The organism is Sphingobacterium paramultivorum (assembly GCF_014109745.1).
Taxonomy (GTDB): Bacteria; Bacteroidota; Bacteroidia; order Sphingobacteriales; family Sphingobacteriaceae; genus Sphingobacterium; species Sphingobacterium paramultivorum.
Genome location: NZ_CP058555.1, coordinates 5,517,678 through 5,542,176, shown reverse-complemented (window position 1 = coordinate 5,542,176; position 24,499 = coordinate 5,517,678). Strand labels below are relative to the sequence as shown.

The following is a 24,499-nucleotide window of genomic DNA, read 5'->3' as shown; positions in this document are numbered from 1 at the left end:
GACCTCTCACGATAACTAATAAAAAAACTAAATTTTTACCTTAACTCCAATTTTATAATCAATGTAGTTGCTGTTTGGTTCTAAAGTAGCGTAACTCAATGATATCATTTGGTATAGCCTGCGTATTCCAATGATCATGAATAACCAGAGCTGCTCCAAGAGCTGTCGCCTGGGCCATTGATGCACCAAAAACTTCACTATTTGGAAAAGCTTGGGCCAACAGCGTCATATAGATCAAATTACGACTAAATCCGCCGTCCACGAATATACGTTGAGCACCATTAGGCCGTAAAATCAGTTCCGTCGATTTTATCTGTGCTTTCACCAAATGCATCATAAAAACATGGTATGCTTCAATATAGCTAGAAAAATGACTCAAATCAATCGATGCGAAAGCTGATAGCTCATCGGAAATATCCAGTGCCTGATATTTTTCAATAATATCCCACTGCAGGCCGATCTGCTTAAACTTACCAGTCGAAACCTGGAAAAAATTCGCAATACGTTTCACTTGCTCCTCATGTTCATAACCGGCAAAAAGCCGGGATGCTTTTACTGGTTTGCCTGTATAGGTCATATACTGCAAGCAATCTTTGCTCAGTTCTTCTTTTGTCAACGGTTCGTTATTAAATGGATTGAAGGAAATGCACCAAGTTCCTGTCGAAATTAAAACAAAAGGTTCATGAAAATTCAACAGATAGGGAATCAATGCCGAAGAACTATCGTGCAAGCCGCTACCTACTAAATAACCACTCCCAGGAAAAGTCGCCCGAAACAATCGATCACCTTGTACAATGGGTGCCATTTTTTGTAGAATACCTGTATCAAAGACCCACTGATGATAATTATTTTTCTCAAAATCCCACAGTGCTGTATGACAACCTATACTTGTCATATCGGCATAGGGTTGTCCTGAAATTAGATAACTCAAATATTGTGGAAGATGTAATGCCCATTTGACGTCCTTAAATAATGCCGGTTTTAGTTTAAACAAACGATAGATCTGTAGTCCAGAATTGAGACTTCCCAAACTCGGAGAGGAAGTTTCTAATGAGAATTTATCTTTTCCGCCATATTGTGCATAAAACGATTCCAACAGTTTCTTTGGGTATTCTTTCAAATAATTATATAATGGTGTTAAAGGCCGTCCATCTTTATCAATGTAGACAAAACTCGCTCCATACGAAGTAAAATTTATCGCCTTGATTTCAAACTCACCTTTCCGAAACACTTCATGCAAGGAATCGAAAACGGACAAACGTAAACTTTCTAGATTTTCACAGCTATCCCCATCCTCATCGGTAGTTTCTAAAAAACGAGCAGACCTCTCAAAAACAATCTGATACTGCTCATTAAAGAGAAATAATTTCTTGTTAGTCTTACCAACATCAAATATGGCAACTACTGGTATTGGTTTCCCCTTCATTCTTTTTCCTTAATTACAAACCTGTAGCTACAGAATTTATTCCACGTTCTTCGATAAGTTTGTTGCGTAAATTTTCCTCATTGAACAATTGAACCGGATTTAAAGCAGCACCACTTCTCAACCGAGCTTCCGCCACAAGCGGTCTGACATCTGTACGGAAAGCATCCTGTAATATTTCCTGGGCCTTCACAATATCGTTAGTTTGCTGTGCCTGTTTCAGTGCTTTACGATCGACCAGCAATGCTTGAGCATACGCGATCTTAATTGCTTCTACTGACTGTAAAAGATCGACTAACGGATCTTTCAGATTATGAGAAGCATCGATCATCCAGCCCAGCCCTGTTGCATGATCTATCCCATTCAAATCCATACCATCAACCAGTTCGTTGAATATCAAGAATAACTGATAAGGTTTTATACTACCCGCTGTAAGATCGTCATCCGCATATTTACTATCGTTAAAATGGAATCCACCAAGTTTACCCTCCATAAGTAACAACGAAACAATTTGTTCAATGTTGGCATTTGGCAAATGGTGTCCCAAATCAACGAGTGTATATGCTTTAGGGCCTAATTTATTGGCCAATAGTAAAGACTGCCCCCAGTCTCCGATTGTTGTTGAGTAGAAATAAGGTTCAAAAGCCTTGTATTCAACAAACAATTTCCAGTCGTCTGGTAGGTGCTTATAAATTTCACTTAAGCTAGACAATGTATTTTGAAATGCCTCTCTAAAATTCAACTGTCCTGGAAAAGATGAACCATCAGCTAACCAAACTGTAAGGGATTTAGAGCCCAACGCTTTGCCATAATTGATGACCTCAATATTGTGGGCTATGGCTTGTTCACGAACTTTAGGATTTACATGGTGAAGCGAACCAAATTTATAGCTATGTTCTTGTCCAGCCTGGTCTTGAAATGTATTGGAATTCACTGCATCAAATGCAATACCGAGTTTAGATGCCAATGATTTGATTTTTTCTGCATCTGAAGGAATATCCCAAGGTATATGCAAGGAAATAGCTCCGCTTGATTTGTTGAGCGCGTGTAATAAGCCTACATCCGCTAACTTTTGTTCCAAAGTTCCAGGTTCACCTGCTCCGGAAAACCGTCCAAATCGGGTACCACCTGTCCCTAATGCCCAGCTTGGGATGGCAATTTGAAATTTCTGGAGTTTGTCCAAAATTTCCTCTGTGTTTGAAATATCTGCCGATACATAGTCAAAAGCTCGTGTATGTTTCTCCGCTAATTGGTTATTGTGCTGATCTATAATTTGTGTATCAAGAATCATAATATTATTGGTTATCGTCTAAAAATTCGAAAGGTGTCGCGCACATTTTTCCCTTTCTGAGCGCGACACCTAAGATATAAAAATTAGCGTACAAACGCCATTGCAACACCTCCGTCAACGTTTAAAACATTTCCCGTAGATTTGCTCAACAGTCCTCCCACAAAAGCGAAACAGGCGTTCGCAATATCTTCAGGAAGAATGACCTGATTCAACAAGGTCCGTTTTGCATAATAGGCTGGCAATTCGGCAACTGTGATACCATAGGCTTTAGCACGGCCTTCTGCCCAGCCACCAGCCCAGATATTGCTATCTGAAATAACCGCATCGGGATTGACAACATTGACACGTACTCCCGCTGGCCCTAATTCTGCGGCACACAAACGACTTAAGTGTAGCTGAGCTCCTTTTGCACTCCCATAGCCAGTATTGTTCGGACCACTAACCAAAGCATTTTTGCTAACAATATTAATGATATCTCCCCCGATTTCCTGTGCTTTTAATACAGAAGTAGCTCCTTGCGTAACTAGAAATTGCCCCTTCACTAATACGTTGTACAACAAATCCCAATCTTTCTCTGTATGATCTTCGATTGTTTTGGAAATTGATAGTCCAGCATTATTAACGATAATATCAATACCTCCAAAAGCTAAAGCAGCTTCTTTCAACGCTTCTTTAATTGATTCTGCGTTCGTTACATCCAAAATCGTCGTAATAACGGAATCCTTCCCAAAATCGGTAATAAATTCGTCTTTACTTGACTCCAGGCGCTGGGTATTGATATCATTTAAGATGATTACGGCGCCTTCTTGAGCCATCTTTTTAGCGATTGCTTTCCCGATACCGCCACCGCTTCCAGTGATCAAAGCAATTTTTCCCGACAAAGCCTTTGGTTTTGGCATACGTTGAAGCTTAGCTTCTTCCAATAACCAATACTCAATATCGAATGCTTCCTGACGAGGTAAAGCGGTGTATTCACTTACTGCTTCTGCTCCTTTCATGACGTTGATCGCATTGGTATAGAATTCTGCTGCCACACGTGCCGTTTGTTTGTCTTTCGCAAATGCGAACATACCTACACCTGGGTACAGAACAATTACCGGGTTTTTATCACGTACAGCTGGACTGTTTTCATGTTTGCAGTTTTCATAATATTGCGCATACATTTCACGGTAATCTTCGAATAATGGCGTCAATTTCGCTTTGAGCTCCTCAACGTTGTCTAAATCTTCGGATTTATCCAAATCCAATACCAATGGTTGGATTTTAGTCCTTAAGAAGTGGTCTGGACAACTGGTACCTAGCGGAGCCAAACGACCTAAATCATTGGAATTGATAAATTCCAATACACGATCATCATCTGTAAAATGTCCGATCATATGGCGCTCACTGGAACAGAAACCTCTTAAAACAGGCGCAAGTTTGGCTGCTTGTGCGGTTCTTTCTTCCTTGCCCAAGCTAGTCACTTTCTGTCCACCAAAGACGGGTGCTTTTTTACCATAGTTTTGCTCAAGATATTCCGCACAAGCTTCGATTACATCCAAGGAATTGATATAACATTCATAGGCCGTATCGCCCCAAGTAAACAAACCATGTGAGCCCAAAATAATACCGCGGATACCCGGATTTTCTTCTAAGCAAGCGCGTAATTCCAGACCTAGATCGAATCCAGGACGTTGCCAATCAACCCAGCCAATGGTACCATTGAAAAGTTCTTGTGTGATTTTTTTTCCATCCTTAGCAGCTGCTATGGCAATCGCTGCATCGGGATGTAAATGGTCGATATGTTTAAACGGTAAAAAGCCATGCAATGGTGTATCGATTGATGGAGCTTTAGAAGCAAGATCATAGATACAATGATTAAACAATTCAACCATTTCATCTTCGTACTCCAATCCGCGATAGACATTTTCCAAATTACGTAGACGTTGGAGATACAAAGCCGCCAAACCTGATTTTTTCAAGGTTCCAATATCGCCACCAGACCCCTTAATCCACATCACCTCGACTTCTTCGCCTGTCAAAGGATCTTTTTCCGAAACCTTACATGAGGTATTACCTCCACCATAATTTGTGATCCTTAAATCTGCACCTAAAATATTCGAACGATATAGCAATAAAGCGACTTCATCACCGCTTAGTGCCCGGGCTTTTTCATCGTCCCATAAATAATTGACATGTTTGTACGTTTTCACTGCTTCTATATTTAAATATTAATTTTCTAATGTCTTCGCAAACCCTACAATGCAAATAGAGATGATAATGGTCACGATCCCGCCTATGATTGAGCGATATGTTGAACGGTCAACACCTTTCCACTCCTTGAGCACAACACCCCATGCATTGGAAATAAGAATAATAAAGGCCATGTGGAGTATCCAGGAGCTGGCTCCATTTCCTAAACGGCTTTCCCCCATACCATAAAAGAAAAATTGCAAATACCATGTGGTCCCGGCTATAGCACATAAAAGGAAATTTTTAGCTTTTGGCACATCGGACTTTGTATAATCCCCAAAAGTTCTATTCTTAAACAATAAGTAAAGGCACCAAAGAAAGTTCGTCACAAAGCCACCCCAAAGAATGACGATATACGTTACATTGTTCTGATACAGGAATTCACCTTGATTAGGATTAGATGTTTTCCATAAGGTGTTCGCCACATCGGCCATTGGTTTTCCAGCCTCAATTCCAAAATTGAAACAGGCACTTAATATTCCGGAAATAATAGCCACGACGATCCCTAGCCCAAAATTGTAATCTGATTTGCTCTCGGCTGATAATGCAGATAAATGTTTTTCCTTGGAAACACCCGCCTTACCACATAGAAATACACCTAGCACGCAGACTAAGAGCCCAATGAGGATACAGATACCTGAATGTGTTGTAAAAAAATAATCTATCCCATGCTTCCCCTCTGTCCTATTGAAAAAATAATAAATACTCGGCATCAAGGATCCAAAAACCATGCTAAGCCCTAAAATGATACTGCTCCCAAGGGATACTCCCAGATAACGCACGCCGAGTCCATAAGTAAGTCCACCTATTCCCCAAAGTAATCCAAATAAAAAAGTGTACCCTAAGATCGAGTTATTCGTATCTCTGATAATCTCCAAAAAATTGGGAATTGTCAAAATAGCGGCTATAGGTGGTACAATAATCCATGAAAAAAGGCCACCCAAAATCCACATAGATTCCCAAGACCAGCCTTTCACTTTCTTATACGGCACATAAAAACTTCCAGACGCGAAACCGCCTATAAAATGAAATATAACTCCGAAAACAGCATTCATTGTGTATCTTTTTAGGTATTACAAAAACTAAATTAAATGATTTGATGGGAGGAACTGTTATGCACTGTTATGCCACATAACCAAGACAGTTGCTCTATACAAGATAATTTATTTAAGCGGCATCTACAGCTTACAGTAAATTTTGATTACTTTTAATTAGTTATTATCGATAATTCATTGAAAAAATATTTATTATTCTTAGATACAGAAACATCTGGCTTACCGAAAAAATGGGGCAAAAAATACACAGACAACGATAATTGGCCGCATGTACTGCAATTGGCTTGGATCATTTTTGATGAGGAACAAAATGAGGTGAAGCGTACGAACAAATATATCTATGAGCCCCTGATTCCAATCAGTCCAGCCTCGGAACAGATACATGGATTGACCCCGCCTTTTTTAATGAAGCATGGCGAAAAGAAAAAAGAGGTACTACGCAAGCTAAGTCATGACATCAAAAAATATAAGCCACAGATTGTTGGGCATTTTCTTTCCTTTGACCTACAGGTGCTGGCGGCAGAATTCTATCGATCCAATTTACCTTTCCCTTTCGATGGGACAAACTACTTTTGTACATTATTGCATAGCAAAAGGTACGTAAGAAATCCCAATATGGTCCATCTTCCGCTTTCTTTATTACACGAATCTCTTTTCTCCGAAATCCCTGAAAATATGCACAATGCAGAGAAAGATGCCGAGATTACCGCGAAATGCTATTTCGAAATGATTCAACGAAACGAACTGTCCCATCAAGACATTCGAGACCAGCAAATAGAATTCGATAAAATCTTCCAAATACAGTCCCCATGAAAAATCCCGAAAGTATCCTTTCCCTACTGAAATCAACCCAACCTTTCCAAGTATTACCAGAAACCCTACAGCTCAGTATTATAGATATATTCTACGAACATCGTTTCTCCAAAGACACACTTGTCTATCGACAAAACATCACAGACATGGAAGGGGTTGACTTAATCCTAGAAGGGGAATATGAAACGTTTTTTCTGGATGACTTAGACAATAAAAGATTAGTAGAGATCCACCGTCAACCTTATTGTTTTGGCGGAATTTCGGTGTTATTGAATCGAACAAAAGCGTTAAAATCTGTCATCGCAAAAAAGGGGACGATTATCTATCGATTACCGCGGAAAAATTTTATTGAGCTTTGTAATGCCAATGAAGAGTTCTTTCATTTTTTTACCAATTCTTTTGGAAAAAGGATGTTAGATGAGGAGTTTTCACACTTTGTCAAATCCCCAGCTTCTTTTGAGGAAAGCTACTTTGCTGCGGATCAATTGTACTCGCGAAAGATAGAACATATCACTTACAAAGATATTGTTGCCTGTACCGCTGAAACCCCCATTTTTGAGGTTGCAAAGATGATGGCCAAACAAAAGGTAAGTTGTGTGTTTATCAAAGACAAAAATGGTATCATCGGCTATGCTACTGATATGACCTTGCGGGATAATGTCGTGGCGCAACAAATCGCTGTCGACCGCGCGATTATCGAAGTCATGGACAACCCAATTGTTAGCATCTCTGATCAAGCTTACCTGTATGAGGCTGTACTAAAAATGTTCCGAACGAAATCAAGATACCTGCTCGTTGAAAAAGAAGGGAACTACGTTGGATTCCTAAGCCGTAACAGATTATTGAGTGAGCAAGGGCAATCGCCACTCGTATTTATTCAATCGGTCAAACTAGCAGAAACTTTAGACGAATTACGTGAAAAGTGGAACAACGTCCCAGAAATTATCCATCAACTGCTCGGCAGAGGAGTAAATGCCGAAATTGCCAATCAGGTGATTACAACTGTAGCGGACAGTATTGCACTGAAAGTAATCGAAAAAGTAATCGAAGAGATGGGCGAACCGCCGGCAAAATTTGTCTTCATGGTGACCGGTAGTGAAGGAAGAAAAGAACAGACGCTGATGACAGATCAGGATAATGCGATTATTTATGAAGATAAAGCCAATGAACAGCGCGAGTTCGTCCGAGCGTATTTTTTGAATTTTGCAAGTCGTGTATCTGATCATTTAAATACAATAGGTTTCAGTTATTGTACAGGAGGATATATGGCCAGCAATCCCGAATGGACACATTCACTGTCACATTGGAAAAACAACTACAAAAAATGGATCGAGGAAAGCATCCCCGAAAATGCAATTAAGTTCTCCACATTCTTTGACTGCCGACGATTATATGGCGACCAAGATATTATACATCAGCTTAAAGAGTTCCTCAATGTCGAATTACAAAAACCTAATGAGCGCTTTTTTACATTTATCGCAAAAAATGCCCTACAGTATGAACCTCCCTTGACATTTTTTAAGGCGATCAAAACGCAAACCATCGGATCCTCTGAAGTCTTCAACATCAAAAAAGCTATGACACCTATTGTCGATTTGGTTCGTGTATATGCCCTGAAAAACCGAATTTATGAAGAAAATACAGGTGGAAGACTCAAGCAGTTACTCGAATTGGGGATTTTCACGCAGGAACAATATGAAGAATTACATCAATCTTATTACTATCTGATGTCGATTCGCCTGAAAAATCAAGCGAATCAGATTCGGATAGCCAAACTAAGTCCAAACAACTATGTACCGATGGACAGCTTGACAAATATTGAAAAGGCAACCATTAAGGAAATATTTAAAACGATCAATAACTTTCAGCTGGGGATTAAAGTAAAATTTACCAGTAACCTCTTTGGGTAATAAGCCCATTTTAATGGCTCGGTACGACTGGAAGAATTTTCCCATCTGGACCAAACTGCAATTTGTCCATACACACTTCGCGGTTATATCCAGCAGCGTCGCCCATCGTAATTCCCTTGGGATAGTTAAATCGATGGTAAACAATGTACCATTCGCCTTTTCCAGGCAACTGCAATACAGAATTGTGTCCAGTACCGTAAATTCCATGGGCAATATCTTTCTGTAGGATAAGATTATCTTCGGGGATTTGAATAGGTCCCAAAGGAGAGGTCGAAGTGCCATAACGAACCCGATAATTCTCGCTACGTGTATCATTTTCCGACCATAGGAAATAATAAATTCCGTTCCGAAAAAAGACATATGTTCCTTCACGGAATGTTCTATCGGGGGTCAATAATTTGATCGTATTCTCCTTGATTGTGATCATGTCCTTATTGAGTTCGGCTACAGCAAGATGACCATTTCCCCAATAAAGATAACTCTTATTGGTTTTAGGATCAGTGAAAACAGCAGGATCGATCTCTTGGCCTCCCTTTACGCCATTTGGTTTGAAGTCTATCAGCGGTTTACCGGAATCCTTAAAAGGCCCGGTTGGCGAGTCTGCTACTGCAACACCGATTTTCTGAGCTGCTGTAAAATAATAATAATATTTATACCCACCCCTGACTTTCTTTTCTGCGATCGTCGGTGCCCAGGCGTGGTGGTTGCCCCATACTACATCTTTTTTTAAATCTAATATTACCCCCTCATCTTTCCATTCTTTCAAATCAGTAGAAGAAAAGGTTTTGAAGTAATAGCCGCCCCAACCGTCAAAGCCATCACTCGTTGGATAGATATAATATTTCTTTGTCTTATTAGAGTACAATACATCCGGATCCGCATAAAATCCCTCCAATATAGGATTTTTCACACTGTTCAAGGTGATATCAGCTGGTTTTCCCCAGTGCTGTATCAATTTATTCAACTCATTTCTTGAAAGCGGTAAAATAGTGCCATGTCTAGGATTAAAATCCATATCAATCTGTTGATCTATTGCTTTAAAATGATCTAGATCCTGAGATTCACAAAACTGGTATTTCCCCTTTTTATAAACATCATACATCAAGATATAGGTGTCTGATTGATTGCGTTTAAAAATCCCAGATCCTTCAACATCGTCTGCTGTTGCCTGTTTATAACCAGGTTGTTCAACCCATTTCCCCGAAGTCAATGAATCTGTGATCGCCTGTTTTATCCCTTTCCCTTTCCCCTCAGTTTTATAAAACAAATGGAATAAGCCGTTTTTAACAATAATATCCCCATCTATACAAGATTGACCGTTTTTAGGCAAGAACAACACCTTAGGTTCACCCTCTAGATCCGTAAAATCGCGATTAGCATAGGCATAATAAATCACATCGGGTTGATCTCCATATTTCATGGACCAGTAAACCATATATTTACCTGCTCCTGGATCAAATATAGTCTGTGGTGCCCAAACTCTTTTTAAGTCCTTCTGTCCTTGATAACGCTGTTGAATATTAATCACATGATGATCCCAATGGATTAAATCTGTAGACTTTAACAAAACCATGGCCCGGTTAGAATCCCATCCTTTGGATGCCGTCATATCCGTTAGCACCATGTAAAACGATTTTCCGTCTTCAGCTCGTAAAATATGAGGATCCCTTACACCACCTGTACTACTGATGATTTTAGAATCCAATATTGGCTGATTATTGTTGAGTGTCCTGAAAGTATAACCATCAGTGCTAATCGCAAAACACACGGCTTCATCGGCAACCGAATTGCCTTTAAAATAGGTAAACAAATAACCAACGAAATCTTTTTCCGATGGTCCAGATTTATATTCCTGTGCCGATGCGAAAAAAAACGAAGCCATCATTAAACCTACAGCTCCCATAATGGACATTAACTTAGTTTTCTTCATAAAAAGTTATTTCATTTGTAAATAGCACATTACTATTTTTTTTGCATCGACAAATCAAACTGCCAATGCTTTGCCAATCGCTCCAGCTCTTGTTTTGTTATTGGGATGACAGCGCCATGTTTAGGCGAAGTGAAATTAGTAGATTTCATTTTACCTGCATTAAAGTGTCCCAAATCAACAAAATTTTTAAAATCTGTTGTTTCACTGAAGCCAAAATTATGGGGCGATATCCCATAGATATCATACATCAAAACCCATTTATCTTCCCCTATCCTTTTCCACACATTCGGAGCTTCGCAGGCTTCTGGCTCAGGATCATAGAAGCGATCATCGTACTGATAAGGGCCATTTGGATAATCTGAAACAGCTTGCTTAATGCCCGGAACACCATCGTGGGCGACATAAAAAAGATGGTATTTATTGCCCACTTTCGTAATATCGCCATCGATGTAATTTTTATTTGCTTTGGGGTATTGAAACAAAAGTTGTGGTTCTGATTCAAATGCTGTAAACTCCTTATTTAAATAGGCATAATAGAGCTGATTCAGTCCATTGCCAAACCGCATCGTAAAATAGATCATCAACTTCCCAGTACGATCATCATAGATGAGTTCGGGAGCCCAGAAGGACCCTACATTTTCCCAACCTTGAAAGGCTTTCTCCAAGTAGAGCTCCGTATGGTTCCAGTGAATTAAATCAGTCGATTTCATTAAGACAATACCCCGGTTGTTACCCCATCCAAATGCGACTCCGTCACGCTCCCATTCCGTATTTCTATAACCCTGCTTTTGTGCGTAGATATGTAAATCCGTCATGACCATATAAAAATAACCATCTTTCCCCCGCATGATATAGGGATCCCGAATACCTTTCTGCTGTGCAATGCTATCGCCGGCAATGATCGGTTTTCCTTTATTGATATCGGTGAAAGAATAGCCATCCTGACTTATTGCAAAATACAGCCCGTGGCTTTCATCCTTGAAATAAACCATCAGGTAAGCAGCCAGATCTGATTCCTTTACCTGTGCAAACAAGTTATGCGCAAATAGGATCAGGATAGTAAAAAGGAGTGTGCGGATGTTCATCTTATTTCACGGTCAATTTTATCAAGGTCAAGGAATAAGGTTCAAATGTTTCAACAATTGTCTTTCCCTTAGAAGTTACTGTATTTTGTTTTGGACGGATGTTCAATGGTTCCTCGATACTGTTACTCAGGTTTAGATTGGCGTTGGCCAAAGTGATTTTCTCTGCTGTCGCAGCAGGCTTTTTCTTCGAATCTACATCAAGGTTCACTTTCATCGGCTTACTATTGTAATTGACGACTTTCACGATAAGCTGTTGCGCAGCTGCATCAAATACTGCCGAAGCATATAGGCTATCTTTGCCAGCTACGAATTCACCATCCCGTTTGATCGGAACAATGTTTGTCCCTTTATTGGTAGCATATAATTTTTGTACTTGGTAGCTCGGTGTTCCATATACCTGCAAGTTATCAACCCAAATTAAATCCGGTGACCACTGCCAACCATCGACATGACCGAATAATGGCGCATAAGATGCCATCTCCACTACGTCACCATTTCGTTCCAGGCCCGTCATGAAAGCGGCTTCCGAGAGGGCCGCCTCCCAGGTACTTTTCCCTGGACCGTTTGGTCGTGTCGTATGCGAAGCGTATTCCCCTGCGAAAATTTTCACCCCATTTCTAGTGTAATTATCATAGCGATTGGCGCTCGAAAGAAACCAGGATGGTGGACGGTAATAATGTTCATCAATGATATTGATATTCATCGCCCGCAGTTGATCATTTAAGAAATCAAAGCGATCTCCTTCGGGATCAGTGCCCGAACTGGCGATAATTTTGATCTCTGGATGCTTTTCGTTTAACGCTTTCTTGAAGACGGCCAACCGTTCGATATATTGCGGGCCCCAATTTTCATTTCCAACTCCCAGCATTTTGAGGTGGAAAGGCTCAGGGTGCCCCATATCCGCCCGTAATTTCCCCCATTTTGTATCTGTTGTACCATTAGCAAATTCAATCAGATCCAAAGCGTCTTGAACATAGGTATCAAGTTCGTCCAATGGTACAAGTTCCGCCGTATTAAATTGGCAGGCCATACCGCAATTGAGAATGGGAACTGGAGATGCTCCAATATCTTCTGCCAGTAAAAAGTATTCATAAAATCCTAAACCAAAAGTCTGAAAATAATCAGGTGTCAGACGATGGCTGAATTCGGTATTCCACCGGTTGATAATCAATTCCCTTTCCGTTATTGGTCCAACAGTTTTTTTCCATTGAAAGCGATTGGCCAAATCTTTCCCTTCAACAATACAGCCTCCAGGAAAGCGGATAAAGCCAGGTTTCATATCGGCAAGCATCTGAACCATATCTTTACGTAGACCCTTCGGTCTTCCTTTCCAGGTGTCTATTGGAAATAATGAAAGCATATCTACGTCTAACGTACCCGCCCCTGTAAACCAAACATTTAACTTGGCTTTATCTGTCGTTTGGTTGACAGGAAATTTGACTGTAGCTTCAGACCATGATCCGACGGGTTCAAGTGGAAGTTCAGCTGCACCAATAACCTTATTCTGTTGATCGAGCAGCTCAACATGGATTTTCATCCCCTTAGCTGCACTTTGATATTGTACAGAGAACTCATATGCTGCCCCCGCTTTCACCCCCATTCCTCTAAAGCCTTCATTTTGTAGCCCTAATTTCAAATTAGCCGCATTGTTTATCCTTAAATAACGTTTATTCCCTTTACGTTTGCTATCGTTTAGCAGCAGGTAGGTTCCCTCAGGGCCATTTTCGAGCTTTTTCCAGCCCATCCAAGGCTGATCAAACTCAAATGATCTATTCTTTACCAATTCAGCATAGATTCCCCCGTCGGAACCAAGATTGATATCTTCAAAAAAGACACCCCACATATGTGGCGATATTTTGCCTGTAGGTTTATCCAACGCAATATTTAATGTTATCGGTGACTGTGCCATTGCTGAAGAGCCCAAGCTCGCTAACAGTAACAGTATTGACACTACTCTTTTCATCCCTATATGTATTTGTTCAACAATAATTTATCATTTCAGGTTTTTACACCAGCCCTAACAGCATAAATAGGATAACATGACAATCCTATCAAAATTGGCTGTTATATTAATTCCAATACAATAACTGAAAATGCAGGAATGTCCACTTCAATGGCACCACCATTCACTACCTTTGCCTTATTGTACACAACAGGTTTAATTGTTGTCGGCTTCTTGAAGGAATTATAATCGCGTAGATTCTCTGCGGTAAGAATTCGGCCTGAAATTTTTGCAGCTTTCACTGAACCGAGATCCACACGTACCTTATTATTCTTTTTCGGATCAATATTTACCAAGGAGATATGTGTACGGCCCTGCTTGTCTTGTGACGCTGAAACCGACACGGCGGGAATTTTTTTCTGGTTAAATTCAAAATCCGTTGATTGAAGGGAAATAGGAATTAACTTAGCATCCTGATGTACCTTATACATTTCCATCACATGATAAGTCGGCGTCAAAATCATATTCTTTCCTTCTGTTAGAATAACCGCCTGCAATACATTCACAGCCTGCGCTAGATTGGCCATCTTCACCCGACGAGCATGATTGTTAAAGATATTGAGTGTCATTCCTGCAATCATGGCATCACGCATGGTATTTTGTTGGTAGAGAAAACCCGGATTCGTACCAGGCTCTACCGCATACCAGCCTCCCCATTCGTCTACGATCAGATCCACAAGTCCTTTCGGATCGTATTTGTCCATAATGGCGATATTCTTCTCCACCAGCTCATTCATAAACCAAGCTGATTTCATGGTTTTAAAATACTCCTCCTCCGAATATTGGGTCGCAGAGCCCTTGTTATCCCAGTTGATCACTGCATAGTGATGAAGTCCCATGCCTTTCATCAAACCACTCGGAATTTTCTTCATGAGTGTCTCCGTCCAATTGTAATCTGCACTATTAGCTCCTGATGCTATCCGATACAAACCACTTCCATTGGTCCAATCCGACATAAAAGTGGCGTATTTGCGATAAATGTCGGTATAGTAATCGGCGGTCATATTTCCACCACAGCCCCAGGCTTCATTTCCTACGCCCCAAAATTTTACCTTCCAAGGTTCCTGCCGACCATTTTTTCGTCGCCAATCCGACATGGGGCTTTCTCCTTTAAAATTCACATATTGGACCCAGTCAGCAAGCTCCTGTACCTCACCGCTCCCCACATTACCCGCCAGATAAGGTTCCGCACCAAGCAATTCACACATATTGAGAAAATCGTGTGTGCCAAAAGAATTATCCTCTGTCACGCCACCCCACCAGTTGTTTACGATAGCAGGACGCTGCGCTTTGGGCCCAACTCCATCCTTCCAATGATACGTATCGGCAAAACATCCTCCTGGCCAACGTAAATTGGGAATGTTTAAATTCTTAAGGGCTTCGATGACATCTTTTCGGACGCCATCGGAATGGGGAATCGAGTCATTTTTCTCCCCGACATAAAATCCATCATAAATACAGCGTCCCAAATGTTCGGCAAAATGTCCATAAATATGTCGACTTATAATCTGCTCCTGCTGCGGTGTTTCCAATCTTACACTACTCTGTCCATACAACAATCCAGTGGCTAGCGTAAAAACAACGCCTAATTTTAATCTTAGCTTCATTATATAGATTTTATTATTTCACACTGAATTGGTAGGTTGTTTTTGAACTATATTTTTCTCCAGGTTTTAATACCGTTGATGCAAAATTGGGGTGATTTGGTGCGTCTGGAAAATGTTGTGTCTCCAAACAGAAAGCAGAACGGAATGGATACACTTTTCCCTCTTTCCCTTTAGGGTCAGAATCCTTCATAAAATTACCACTGTAAAACTGTAAACCGGGTTCGGTTGTGTAGATGTCCATTTCAATACCTGTTTTAGCGGCATACACCTGTGCGACCTTCTGGAAACCATCCTTCTTGTTTAGTTCAAAATTATGGTCATAGCCTTTTCCGATCCTCAGTTGTGCATTTTCTTCTTCAATACGAGCACCAATACGTGTCGGTTTTGTAAAATCGAATGCTGTTCCCGCTACAGGCAAACTCTTTCCAGTTGGAATCAAGGTATTGTCAACTTCGGTAATTGCCTTTGCATCAATTTGAAGTTCATGATCCAAAATAGAAGAATCTCCAGCCCCATTGAGGTTAAAATAAGCGTGGTTGGTCAGATTTAAGACCGTCTCTTTATCTGTTGTCGCTTGATAGGCTATGGCTAAAGCACCGTTGTCCTCCAGGGTATAGGTAACCTCCATCTTGACCGTTCCCGGATAACCCGCTTCTTTATCAGGTGAGGTATAGGCTAATGTGATTGATGTCGAAGTGCTACTGACTACAGCCCACACTTTATTGTAAACGCCATTGGTACCGCCATGAAGTGAATTCTCGCCATCATTCTTTTCTAAAGAATAAACCTCACCATTCAGTTTAAATGATGCTTTGCCAATCCGATTCCCATAACGCCCTACAATTGCGCCGTAAAAATTATTATAGTTATCCTTGTATTCTTTGGCCGAATCATAGCCCAAAATCACATCAGTCAATTTACCGTCTTTATCTGGCACTTTTAAACTTACCAGACGTGCGCCATAATTTGTCAATGTAATAGCGAGTTTGTTATTCTTGAGCTGGAATAGTTTAACTTCTTTACCATCAATCTGGCTATCAAAAGCTTGGTTGGAGGTAGAGTCAGCCAAGGTCGCTGCTTGTTTACTTTGAGTTGATGAAGACTGGCAGCCATAAGCCAATGAAGCACAAGTCAACAAACCAATAATAATTTTCTTATTCATCTGCAATTAAGTTTTACCCCATCGGTCCGATGGAGGCTTCCTAATTTTAATTAGGAATGGTTCATAATCATTTAATTATTCAAATGGCAACATTTCTACCAAAAACGCACATAGATAGCAGTCACCAACAATAAAGTCACAACAATTAATGCCAATACGGACGGTTCCACTTTAAACATAGATCGATCCAACACAAAAGCTTTTGGATTAACTTTTGGTCCAAATAAGCTGACAGCAATCATAGCGATCATCGTAAACACAAATGCTAGTCCCATACATATCTGAAATGGAATTTCATAAACGCCCGCTTTGTTAAGATATGCCGTATAGATCCATGTTTCTGGTCCGAAAACTTTTGTTGCAAACTCGTTGAAAAATACCGACAATGCAAATCCCGTAACCAGGCCAGTAATGGCGGCTGCACCCGTAGTCCTTTTCCAGAACATACCGAGCAAAAACATCGCAAAAACACCCGGACTGATAAAGCCTGTATATTTTTGGATAAAAGTAAATCCTCCGGCACCACCGATGCCCAGTGCATCATTCCAGGTAAATAAAACAGAAAGTAGAATAGAGATCACAATTGTTATCTTTCCAACCCAGACCATTTTTGCTTCGCTCGCATCTTTATTGATGTATTTTTTAAAGATATCCAGTGTAAAGATCGTTGCGATACTATTTGCTTTTCCGGCCAATCCGGCCACAATAGCAGCTGTAAGCGCCGCCAGTGCAAGTCCTTTCATTCCATTTGGCAGATAGCCCAATATCGCCGAATACGCATTATCGGCATGAAACACCCCTCCAGGAGCCATTTCGTGTTGTAACGCACCATTTTTATAAAGCACATAAGCAGCTATCCCGGGAAGCATAACGATAATCGGCATAAACAACTTTAGAAATCCTGCAAAAAGAATCCCTGTGCGTGCCGTCTTTAAATCTGCTCCCAAAGCGCGTTGTGTGATGTATTGGTTACAGCCCCAGTAATTTAGGTTGACAATCCAGATCCCAGCAAGGTACATCCCTATTCCAGGCAGCATCAGATATTTATTGATATCTTCCTGACTGGCACCCGGCCCTGGTTTATCGACAAATAGGTTGAAATGCTCCGGCGAATCTTCCATCAGTTTATTGAATCCAGCTAAGGCGTCTTGTCCCAAACCAAAATGTTCACTGACCAAGGTCAATGCCACATAGGTCGTCGCTATACCACCAATAATTAATACAACAACCTGAATAACATCTGTAAAGCCAATAACACGCATTCCGCCCAAAGTGATGATAACGGCAAATACGGCTAGAGCAACTGTAATGGTGTGGAAGCTGTCGCCACCTCCGGCCATACTCGAAATGGCGATTGCCCCGAGATACAAAATGGAAGTCAGATTGACAAAAACGTACAAAAACAACCAGAAGATTGCCATAATAAGACTCGTCGTTTCATTGTATCGGTTGTTCAAAAACTGAGGCATCGTAAAAATCTTGTTTTTCAGATAGACCGGAATAAACCAAACCGCAACAATAATTAGCGCTACCGCAGCAATGAGCTCATAAGCGGCTACAGCAATACCGACCTCAAATCCATTACCGCTCATACCAATAAACTGCTCAGCAGAAATATTCGATGCGATCAACGAAGAGCCTATGGCCCACCAGGTCAGTGATCCTTCCGCCAGAAAGTAGTCCTTGCTACTGCTTAAACTATTCGTCTTTTTACGATAAATCCAGTAGCCATAGCCGGCTACAATAAAGAAGTAAATTACGAAGATGATGTAATCTACCGTTGCAAATTTTTCCATATTTCCCAAATTGGTTATTATCAATAAGCCATCTATACCCGAAGAGCAGGTATAAATGGCTTAGTTTATTATTTACTCAGTAAATAATAAAGTTCATTCCATTTCAATTGATCTTCGAGTTTCGCTACCGTAGTATCCTCGTCGATCAATACATATTCCAGTCCGGCAATACGTGCAAAATCTTCCAGGTATTCGGGTGTTAAGCTCAAGCTGTAGGCGGTATGATGTGCCCCCCCTGCCACAATCCAGGCACTACAGCCCGTTTTCATATCAGGAAGCGGTTTCCATAGTACCCGCGCAACAGGAAGCTTAGGCAACTCTTCTTCCACAGCAACACCTTGTACTTTATTCACGATCAAACGAAAACGCGTTCCCATATCGACCAAAGAGGCATTCAATGCATCTCCGCTCTGGCCATTGAAAACCAAACGGGCAGGATCCGCCTTGCCGCCAATTCCTAGCGGATGTACTTCTATACGTGGTTTTCCAGTTGCTAAAGCGGGGTCCACTTCTAACATATGTGAGCCAAGTACCATGGGATTATACGGATCAAAATGGTAGGTGTAGTCCTCCATAAATGCGGTCGTTCCCGCTAATCCTGCTCCCATCACTTTGCAAGCGCGCACCAAAGCTGGAGTCTTCCAATCCCCTTCGCCGGCAAAACCATAACCCTCAGCCATTAAACGTTGTACCGCCAAGCCCGGAAGTTGTACCATCCCATGCAGATCCTCAAAGGTATCCGTAAAACCTTTAAAGTTTCCTTGTTCCAAAAATTTCCGTAGGCCAATTTCTATTTTAGCAGCTTCGATGAGGTTAGTATGATATTCACCGTCAACTTTTACATTTTCGGCAAGTTCATAAGTCGCTTCGTACTCCGCTAATAATGCCGCGATTTCCGCTTCCGTACTCGCATTGATAACCTCTACCAAATCACCAATGGCATAGGTGTTTACAGCGAAACCAAATTGTGACTCTGCCTCCACTTTATCGCCATCTGTAACAGCCACATAACGCATGTTATCGCCAAATCTTGCAAATTTAGCACCTTGCCAGTCGTGCCATCCCGCGGCTGCACGCGCCCAAACATTAATCCGTTCCAGCACTTCCGCATCTTGCCAATGCCCTGTTACGACTTTACGACCTATTTTTAAGCGGCTAACGATGTGTCCAAATTCGCGATCCCCATGCGCACTTTGGTTGAGATTCATAAAATCCATATCGATACTATTCCATGGGATATCCTGATTATACTGCGTATGCAGATGCAACAATGGCTTTTGCAAGGCTTTTAATCCTCTGATCCACATCTTTGCAGGTGAAAATGTATGCATCCAGGTAATAACCCCAATACAGTTTTTTTCATTGTTGGCGGCTGCCAATGTTGCATAAATCTCGTCCGTATTTTTTACGATCGGTTTATATTTTACCGCTACTGGAATCGCTGCTTGGGTATGTAAATAATTGGCTATTTCCTCAGCATGTAGGGCAACTTGTCGCAAGGTTTCTTCACCATATAGGTCTTGGCTTCCCACGACAAACCAGACCTCAAGCTCTTTTAAATTGATATTCATGTTAAATTGTAGTTTTTGCTATAGATTTTTTATTACTGAAAATTATTGACCATAATAGGCGTTGGCTCCATGCTTCCGTTCGTAATGCTTTTTGATCAGTGCAGGCTTTAATCGAGGCGCACTCGGATTGATCTGTTCTGTCAACCAAGCCATTTTAGCAACCTGTTCCAATACTGCACTGTTATAAACAGACTTTGTTCCAGTTTTACCCCAGGCAAACGGCGCGTGGTTACCAACCAGAATCATTTCCACCTCTTTATAATCCAGCTTATTTTCGGCAAAGTGATTGATAATCTGAAACCCCGTTTCATGCTCGTAGTTTCCGGAGATCATCTCATCGTGCATTGGTGGAGCACAGGGAATATCGACCGTCAAATGATCTGCATGTGTCGTTCCGAAAATGGGAATATCCCGTTGCGCCTGTGCCCATGCTGTCGCATAGGTGGAGTGTGTGTGGGTGATCCCACCGATTTCCTTCCAATGTTTATACAATAGCGCATGAGTTTTCGTATCTGATGATGGCCGAAGATTACCCTCAACCACATGACCATCAAAGTCTACAATCACCATATGTTCCGGTGAAAGCTCGTCATAGGGAACCCCACTTGGTTTAATCGCAAAAACTTCCTGACGACGATCGACAACACTCACATTTCCAAATGTAAAAAGCACCAATCCCAGCTGGGGCAATTGCATATTGCAATGGTAGGCTTCTTCTTTAATTGAATTATACATGATTAAAATTTGAATGGTTAAACAGTAATGGCTAGCGATTCCTTTCCTTCGATGAAAGCTCCCAGAGCCTTGTAATGTTCATAGCGTTCGGCATAGATGGTTACCCATTTTTCCTCAGGTATATAGGTTCGTTCAAAACCTTGCCCCATTGCCTTCATGGCATCCTCAACTCGGTCATATAAACCAGCAACTGTTGCGGCGAACATTGCTGCGCCAATGGCACAAGTCTGCTCACTTTTATGAATACGAATAGGCATATTCATCACATTAGCCATCATTTGCATAATAAAAGGCGATTTCTTTGCAACTCCACCTAAACCGATCAAGCCTTTTACCGGAATACCCTGCTCCACGAAACGGTCAACAATAGCCTTCGCGCCAAAACAAGTCGCTTCGACAATCGCCCTGAAGATCCGAGGTGCATCTGTTCCAAGGTGCAAGCCTGTAATCGCTCCTTTCAAGGATTGATCCGCATCCGGAGTTCGACGACCATTGAGCCAGTCCAAAGCTAATTCAGATGTTGCCGTTACGGGAAGTAATGCCGCCTGCTCACTTAGACTGAACAAGAGTTTCTCTTCCAGAGTTGCCATCAACTGTTCACGCGTATGCGCTTCGATCTCTTCAATATCTTGTATCAAATTTTTCGTTGGCCACAGTAACACCTGTTTCAGCCAAGCGTAAGCATCTCCAAATGCCGATTGCCCAGCTTCCATACCAATCATTCCCGGTATAATCGAACCGTCTACCTGACCGCAGATTCCCCTGACCAACGTATGCTGAACCTCCTCCTTTGGGGCAACTAGCATATCACAGGTCGACGTCCCCATCACCTTACTCAGATAATATGGCTCAATTTGTCCTCCAACTGCCCCCATATGACAGTCAAATGCACCGACACCAACAACGACTGATGTTGTAAGACCTAATCGTTGCGCCCATTCTTCCGAAAGCTGACCGGCAGATTGATCAGCAGTGTATGTTTCAGAAAACAAACGATCAACCAAACCATCCAGCAATGGATCAAGTGTTGAAAAGAAAGAATTTGGAGGTAGGCCATCAAATTCTTTGGCCCAAAGCGATTTATGACCTGCTGAACAAACCCCACGCTTCATAGCAGACACCTGTGTTCCTCCAGTCAATAGAAAAGGAATATAATCACAATGCTCAACCCAGCTATATGTGGCGGTACGGACCTTTTCATCAGTCCTAAAAACATGAAGTAATTTGGCCCAGAACCATTCCGAAGAGTATACTCCGCCCACATACTTCAAATAATCCACCGGACTATTTTGATTGTGCAGGTTAATTTCTTTGGCCTCACCAACAGCTGTATGATCTTTCCATAAGACAAACATGGCATTGGGATTGTCTTTAAACTCGTCCAACAACGCCAATGGAACCCCGGCTGCGTTTACGGCAACTGGAGTAGATCCCGTTGTATCCACGGAAATTGCTTTTACAGCCGCGCCAATATTGTCGATTTCCGATTTGAGCAAACAATCTTTTATTGTCGCTTCCAAGCCTTCGATATAATCCAACGGGTGTTGCCTAAACTGATTTAAAGCAGCATCACAATACTCCCCTCTTTTCCAACGCGGGTAGTAAAATACAGAAGAAGCTATTTCCTCGCCATTGTTAGCATCAACCAATACCGAACGGACCGAATCACTTCCATAGTCCACCCCAATGACATACGATTTATTCATTTTTGCTGAATTTGGTTTATAACTTATAATTGTCTCTAACGCCTTATTTTTCAATATCCCCCTTTTTGAAGTTCGTCTTGAAAAAATAATTAGTGTCAAATAAACATTTATTTTTTTAAATATGAAAGAAAATTTTCATATTTAAAAAATAGAGCTAACTTCATAGCAGCAAATTATGGTTAACCCGAATTCCTGACATAGGTGTATAAAAGCCTTTTAAAGGGATGTAACAGACAATTATTATACTTATTTTTAGCTATTTACTTTTTTACATAGTTTTGCTCGTGGAATAAATGGGGTGGTGTCAGATAAAAAGATAAAACGATAGACGATGGAATATTATAAAAAAGATTCAGGGATCCTTTTGGCAGTAGACTGTATCATATTTGGATTTAACGGCGAATCCCTTGAAGTACTTTTAATTAAACGTGATTTCGAACCAGAAAGAAATAAATGGAGTCTGATGGGTGGTTTCGTTCAATCCGACGAAAGTCCGGAAGAGGCGGCGAGCCGAGTGCTCAAACAGTTAACAGGACTTGAGAATGTATACATGGAGCAATGTAGTGTATTCGGTGAACCTCAGCGTGAACCTAGCGACCGGGTTGTTAGTATCTGTTATTTTGCGCTGATTGATACGCAGCAATATAAACATATCCTAAGTGACGATTACGAAGCTCAATGGTTTCCATTACGGGAGCACCCAACGCTGATCTTCGATCATGATCAGATGATCGCTTCGGCACAGCACCGTCTACGCATGAAAGCAGCTTTGTATCCGATATTATTTGAACTGCTGCCCGAGAAATTCACGATTCCCCAGATTGCAGCACTCTATGAGGGAGTTTACAATATCGAGTTGGATAAGCGCAATTTCAGCCGAAAACTGCTTTCCTCAGACCTCATAATCAAACTGGAGGAAAAGGATAAGGAAAATTCAAAAAAAGGAGCATACTATTTCAAATTAAATACGGCGATCTATAAGGAAAAGATCATGTCCTTTTTACGGTATTTGCCAAGTTGGTCTATCGAATCATGATAAAGTAACGGGAAATGACCTATGGGAATTGGAATATATTTCACTTAACATTTTCGTTTTTTCAATAATTCCTTATATTTATCACAGGTATATCCTAGTTTTACAATTAGGATAAGCTAGATTAACGCATTTTATAAAATAAACAACATGAGCAAATTGAGATTAGCATTTATATTCTTTACGATTTTATTTATTTCATCACATACGCTATTGGAGGCACAAACTCCTGCTGCGGCTCCCGCCACTACAGCAGCACAACAGGATAATGCCTTCAAGTACAGTCCGGATGGATTAAAAAAAGGAAGTTTGGCAAATCAATTTGACCACCTGAATTATATTTCGAAAAACAACTATGATTTCAAGATGGTGCGAAAAACCAATCTTGATATTGTGAAACGAAATGTAATTGATACCGTAGCAAAACTCCACAAGGAAATCAGCTCTTTAAAATCATCTTCAAGCAACTATACATCCAACACCAAAACTTTACAAGATTCTATTCAGGTTTTAAAGGATCAGCTGACACAGGAGAAGGAAAAAACAGAAAGTTTCTCTTTCTTAGGAATCAATACATCTAAAACTTTTTACAATACTGTTGTTTGGACGATCATTGCCGTATTGGCAGTAGCAGCATTTATCTTTTTATTTTCTTATCGGAAAGCGAAAGTGGACACGGTGGAATTCCAAAAAACGGCCGAGCAATCGCAGGAGGAATTCGCTACTTTCCGCAAAAAGTCCATGGAAAAGGAACAACTGCTCAAGCGCCAGTTGCAGGACGAACTAAACAAAAAAATCTAGTCCTGCTTTTCATAAAATAGCAGATTTATTTTGATCGACCTGTAACGAATCCTAGAGGCACTCCGTTACAGGTCGATTTTATTTAATCAGGTTCCATTCCTAAAACGAATAAAAGATTCAGTGAAGTAAAGCTCTAAACTTCAAAAATACGTAGCCCGATAAAAGAGAAAAACTATATTTGGAGGTATAGAAATCGAAACATACAGAATTACAATAGATAACATTTTGACCTACATTAATAAAATTGTAATTTAATTGCAAATTCTATTTGTTTTTAAAAACGAATAACCTTATTTTTGCTGACCAAAAAAGAGGCCTTTTATGTCTCTTATATAAAATTGATTAAT

17 protein-coding genes are annotated in these 24,499 nt (G+C 40.8%); 4 read left to right on the top strand and 13 right to left on the bottom strand.

The window, feature by feature from the left end; all coding sequences use genetic code 11:
* Positions 1-58: 58 nt before the first annotated feature.
* From HS960_RS23005 to rhaT, 4 genes are all read right to left on the bottom strand, one after another.
* Positions 59-1,426 carry an FGGY-family carbohydrate kinase gene (locus tag HS960_RS23005; protein WP_153844251.1) on the bottom strand — a complete coding sequence of 456 codons (1,368 nt, stop codon included), beginning with the start codon at positions 1,424-1,426 and terminating at the stop codon, positions 59-61.
* Positions 1,427-1,439: 13 nt separating this feature from the next.
* Complete coding sequence (locus HS960_RS23000; protein ID WP_182330689.1) at positions 1,440-2,714, bottom strand: TIM barrel protein; 1,275 nt, start codon at positions 2,712-2,714, stop codon at positions 1,440-1,442.
* Positions 2,715-2,797: 83 nt separating this feature from the next.
* Positions 2,798-4,906: a bifunctional aldolase/short-chain dehydrogenase gene (locus HS960_RS22995; RefSeq protein WP_153844253.1), complete on the bottom strand. Its 2,109-nt coding sequence runs from the start codon at positions 4,904-4,906 to the stop codon at positions 2,798-2,800.
* 18 nt (positions 4,907-4,924) lie between these two features.
* Positions 4,925-6,001 carry an L-rhamnose/proton symporter RhaT gene (gene rhaT, locus HS960_RS22990; RefSeq protein WP_153844254.1) on the bottom strand — a complete coding sequence of 359 codons (1,077 nt, stop codon included), beginning with the start codon at positions 5,999-6,001 and terminating at the stop codon, positions 4,925-4,927.
* A 177-nt stretch (positions 6,002-6,178) separates the two neighbouring features.
* Here rhaT and HS960_RS22985 point away from each other — a divergent pair, with 177 nt between their 5' ends.
* Positions 6,179-6,814, top strand: coding sequence for a 3'-5' exonuclease (locus HS960_RS22985; RefSeq protein WP_159727346.1), 636 nt, complete (start codon positions 6,179-6,181; stop codon positions 6,812-6,814).
* Positions 6,811-8,724, top strand: a complete 1,914-nt coding sequence (locus tag HS960_RS22980) for a DUF294 nucleotidyltransferase-like domain-containing protein (protein ID WP_182330688.1) — start codon at positions 6,811-6,813, stop codon at positions 8,722-8,724. The genes HS960_RS22985 and HS960_RS22980 overlap by 4 nt, the downstream gene beginning before the upstream one ends.
* A gap of 10 nt (positions 8,725-8,734) precedes the next feature.
* On the opposite strand, the gene HS960_RS22975 is transcribed toward HS960_RS22980, so the two are convergent.
* The 9 genes from HS960_RS22975 to HS960_RS22935 all read right to left on the bottom strand — a co-directional run bounded on the left by HS960_RS22975 (position 8,735) and on the right by HS960_RS22935 (position 22,318).
* Positions 8,735-10,654 (bottom strand): family 43 glycosylhydrolase, encoded by a 1,920-nt coding sequence (locus HS960_RS22975; RefSeq protein ID WP_182330687.1) that lies wholly within the window; start codon positions 10,652-10,654, stop codon positions 8,735-8,737.
* Between the two features lie 32 nt (positions 10,655-10,686).
* Positions 10,687-11,739, bottom strand: coding sequence for a glycoside hydrolase family 43 protein (locus tag HS960_RS22970; protein ID WP_182330686.1), 1,053 nt, complete (start codon positions 11,737-11,739; stop codon positions 10,687-10,689).
* Between the two features lies 1 nt (position 11,740).
* A complete protein-coding gene (locus tag HS960_RS22965) occupies positions 11,741-13,702 on the bottom strand; it encodes an alpha-L-arabinofuranosidase C-terminal domain-containing protein (protein ID WP_182330685.1) in 1,962 nt (653 codons plus the stop codon).
* 101 nt (positions 13,703-13,803) lie between these two features.
* Positions 13,804-15,348, bottom strand: a complete 1,545-nt coding sequence (locus tag HS960_RS22960; RefSeq protein WP_182330684.1) for an alpha-N-arabinofuranosidase — start codon at positions 15,346-15,348, stop codon at positions 13,804-13,806.
* Positions 15,349-15,361: 13 nt separating this feature from the next.
* On the bottom strand, positions 15,362-16,510 hold the full coding sequence (locus tag HS960_RS22955; RefSeq protein ID WP_153844261.1) for an aldose epimerase family protein: 1,149 nt from the start codon (positions 16,508-16,510) through the stop codon (positions 15,362-15,364).
* Positions 16,511-16,605: 95 nt separating this feature from the next.
* Entirely contained in the window at positions 16,606-18,306 is a 1,701-nt protein-coding gene (locus HS960_RS22950; protein WP_075994355.1) for a sodium:solute symporter family transporter, read from the bottom strand.
* Between the two features lie 68 nt (positions 18,307-18,374).
* Positions 18,375-19,877, bottom strand: a complete 1,503-nt coding sequence (araA, locus tag HS960_RS22945; RefSeq protein WP_159727350.1) for an L-arabinose isomerase — start codon at positions 19,875-19,877, stop codon at positions 18,375-18,377.
* Positions 19,878-19,919: 42 nt separating this feature from the next.
* The gene (locus HS960_RS22940) at positions 19,920-20,612 is read right to left on the bottom strand and encodes an L-ribulose-5-phosphate 4-epimerase (RefSeq protein ID WP_153844263.1); all 693 of its coding nucleotides are present in this window, start codon (positions 20,610-20,612) and stop codon (positions 19,920-19,922) included.
* 17 nt (positions 20,613-20,629) lie between these two features.
* Positions 20,630-22,318, bottom strand: a complete 1,689-nt coding sequence (locus HS960_RS22935; protein ID WP_153844264.1) for a ribulokinase — start codon at positions 22,316-22,318, stop codon at positions 20,630-20,632.
* 331 nt (positions 22,319-22,649) lie between these two features.
* Here HS960_RS22935 and HS960_RS22930 point away from each other — a divergent pair, with 331 nt between their 5' ends.
* Together HS960_RS22930 and HS960_RS22925 are read left to right on the top strand one after the other, a co-directional pair.
* On the top strand, positions 22,650-23,354 hold the full coding sequence (locus HS960_RS22930; protein WP_153844265.1) for an NUDIX hydrolase: 705 nt from the start codon (positions 22,650-22,652) through the stop codon (positions 23,352-23,354).
* 147 nt (positions 23,355-23,501) lie between these two features.
* The gene (locus HS960_RS22925; protein ID WP_153844266.1) at positions 23,502-24,152 is read left to right on the top strand and encodes a hypothetical protein; all 651 of its coding nucleotides are present in this window, start codon (positions 23,502-23,504) and stop codon (positions 24,150-24,152) included.
* The last annotated feature ends 347 nt before the right edge of the window (positions 24,153-24,499 follow it).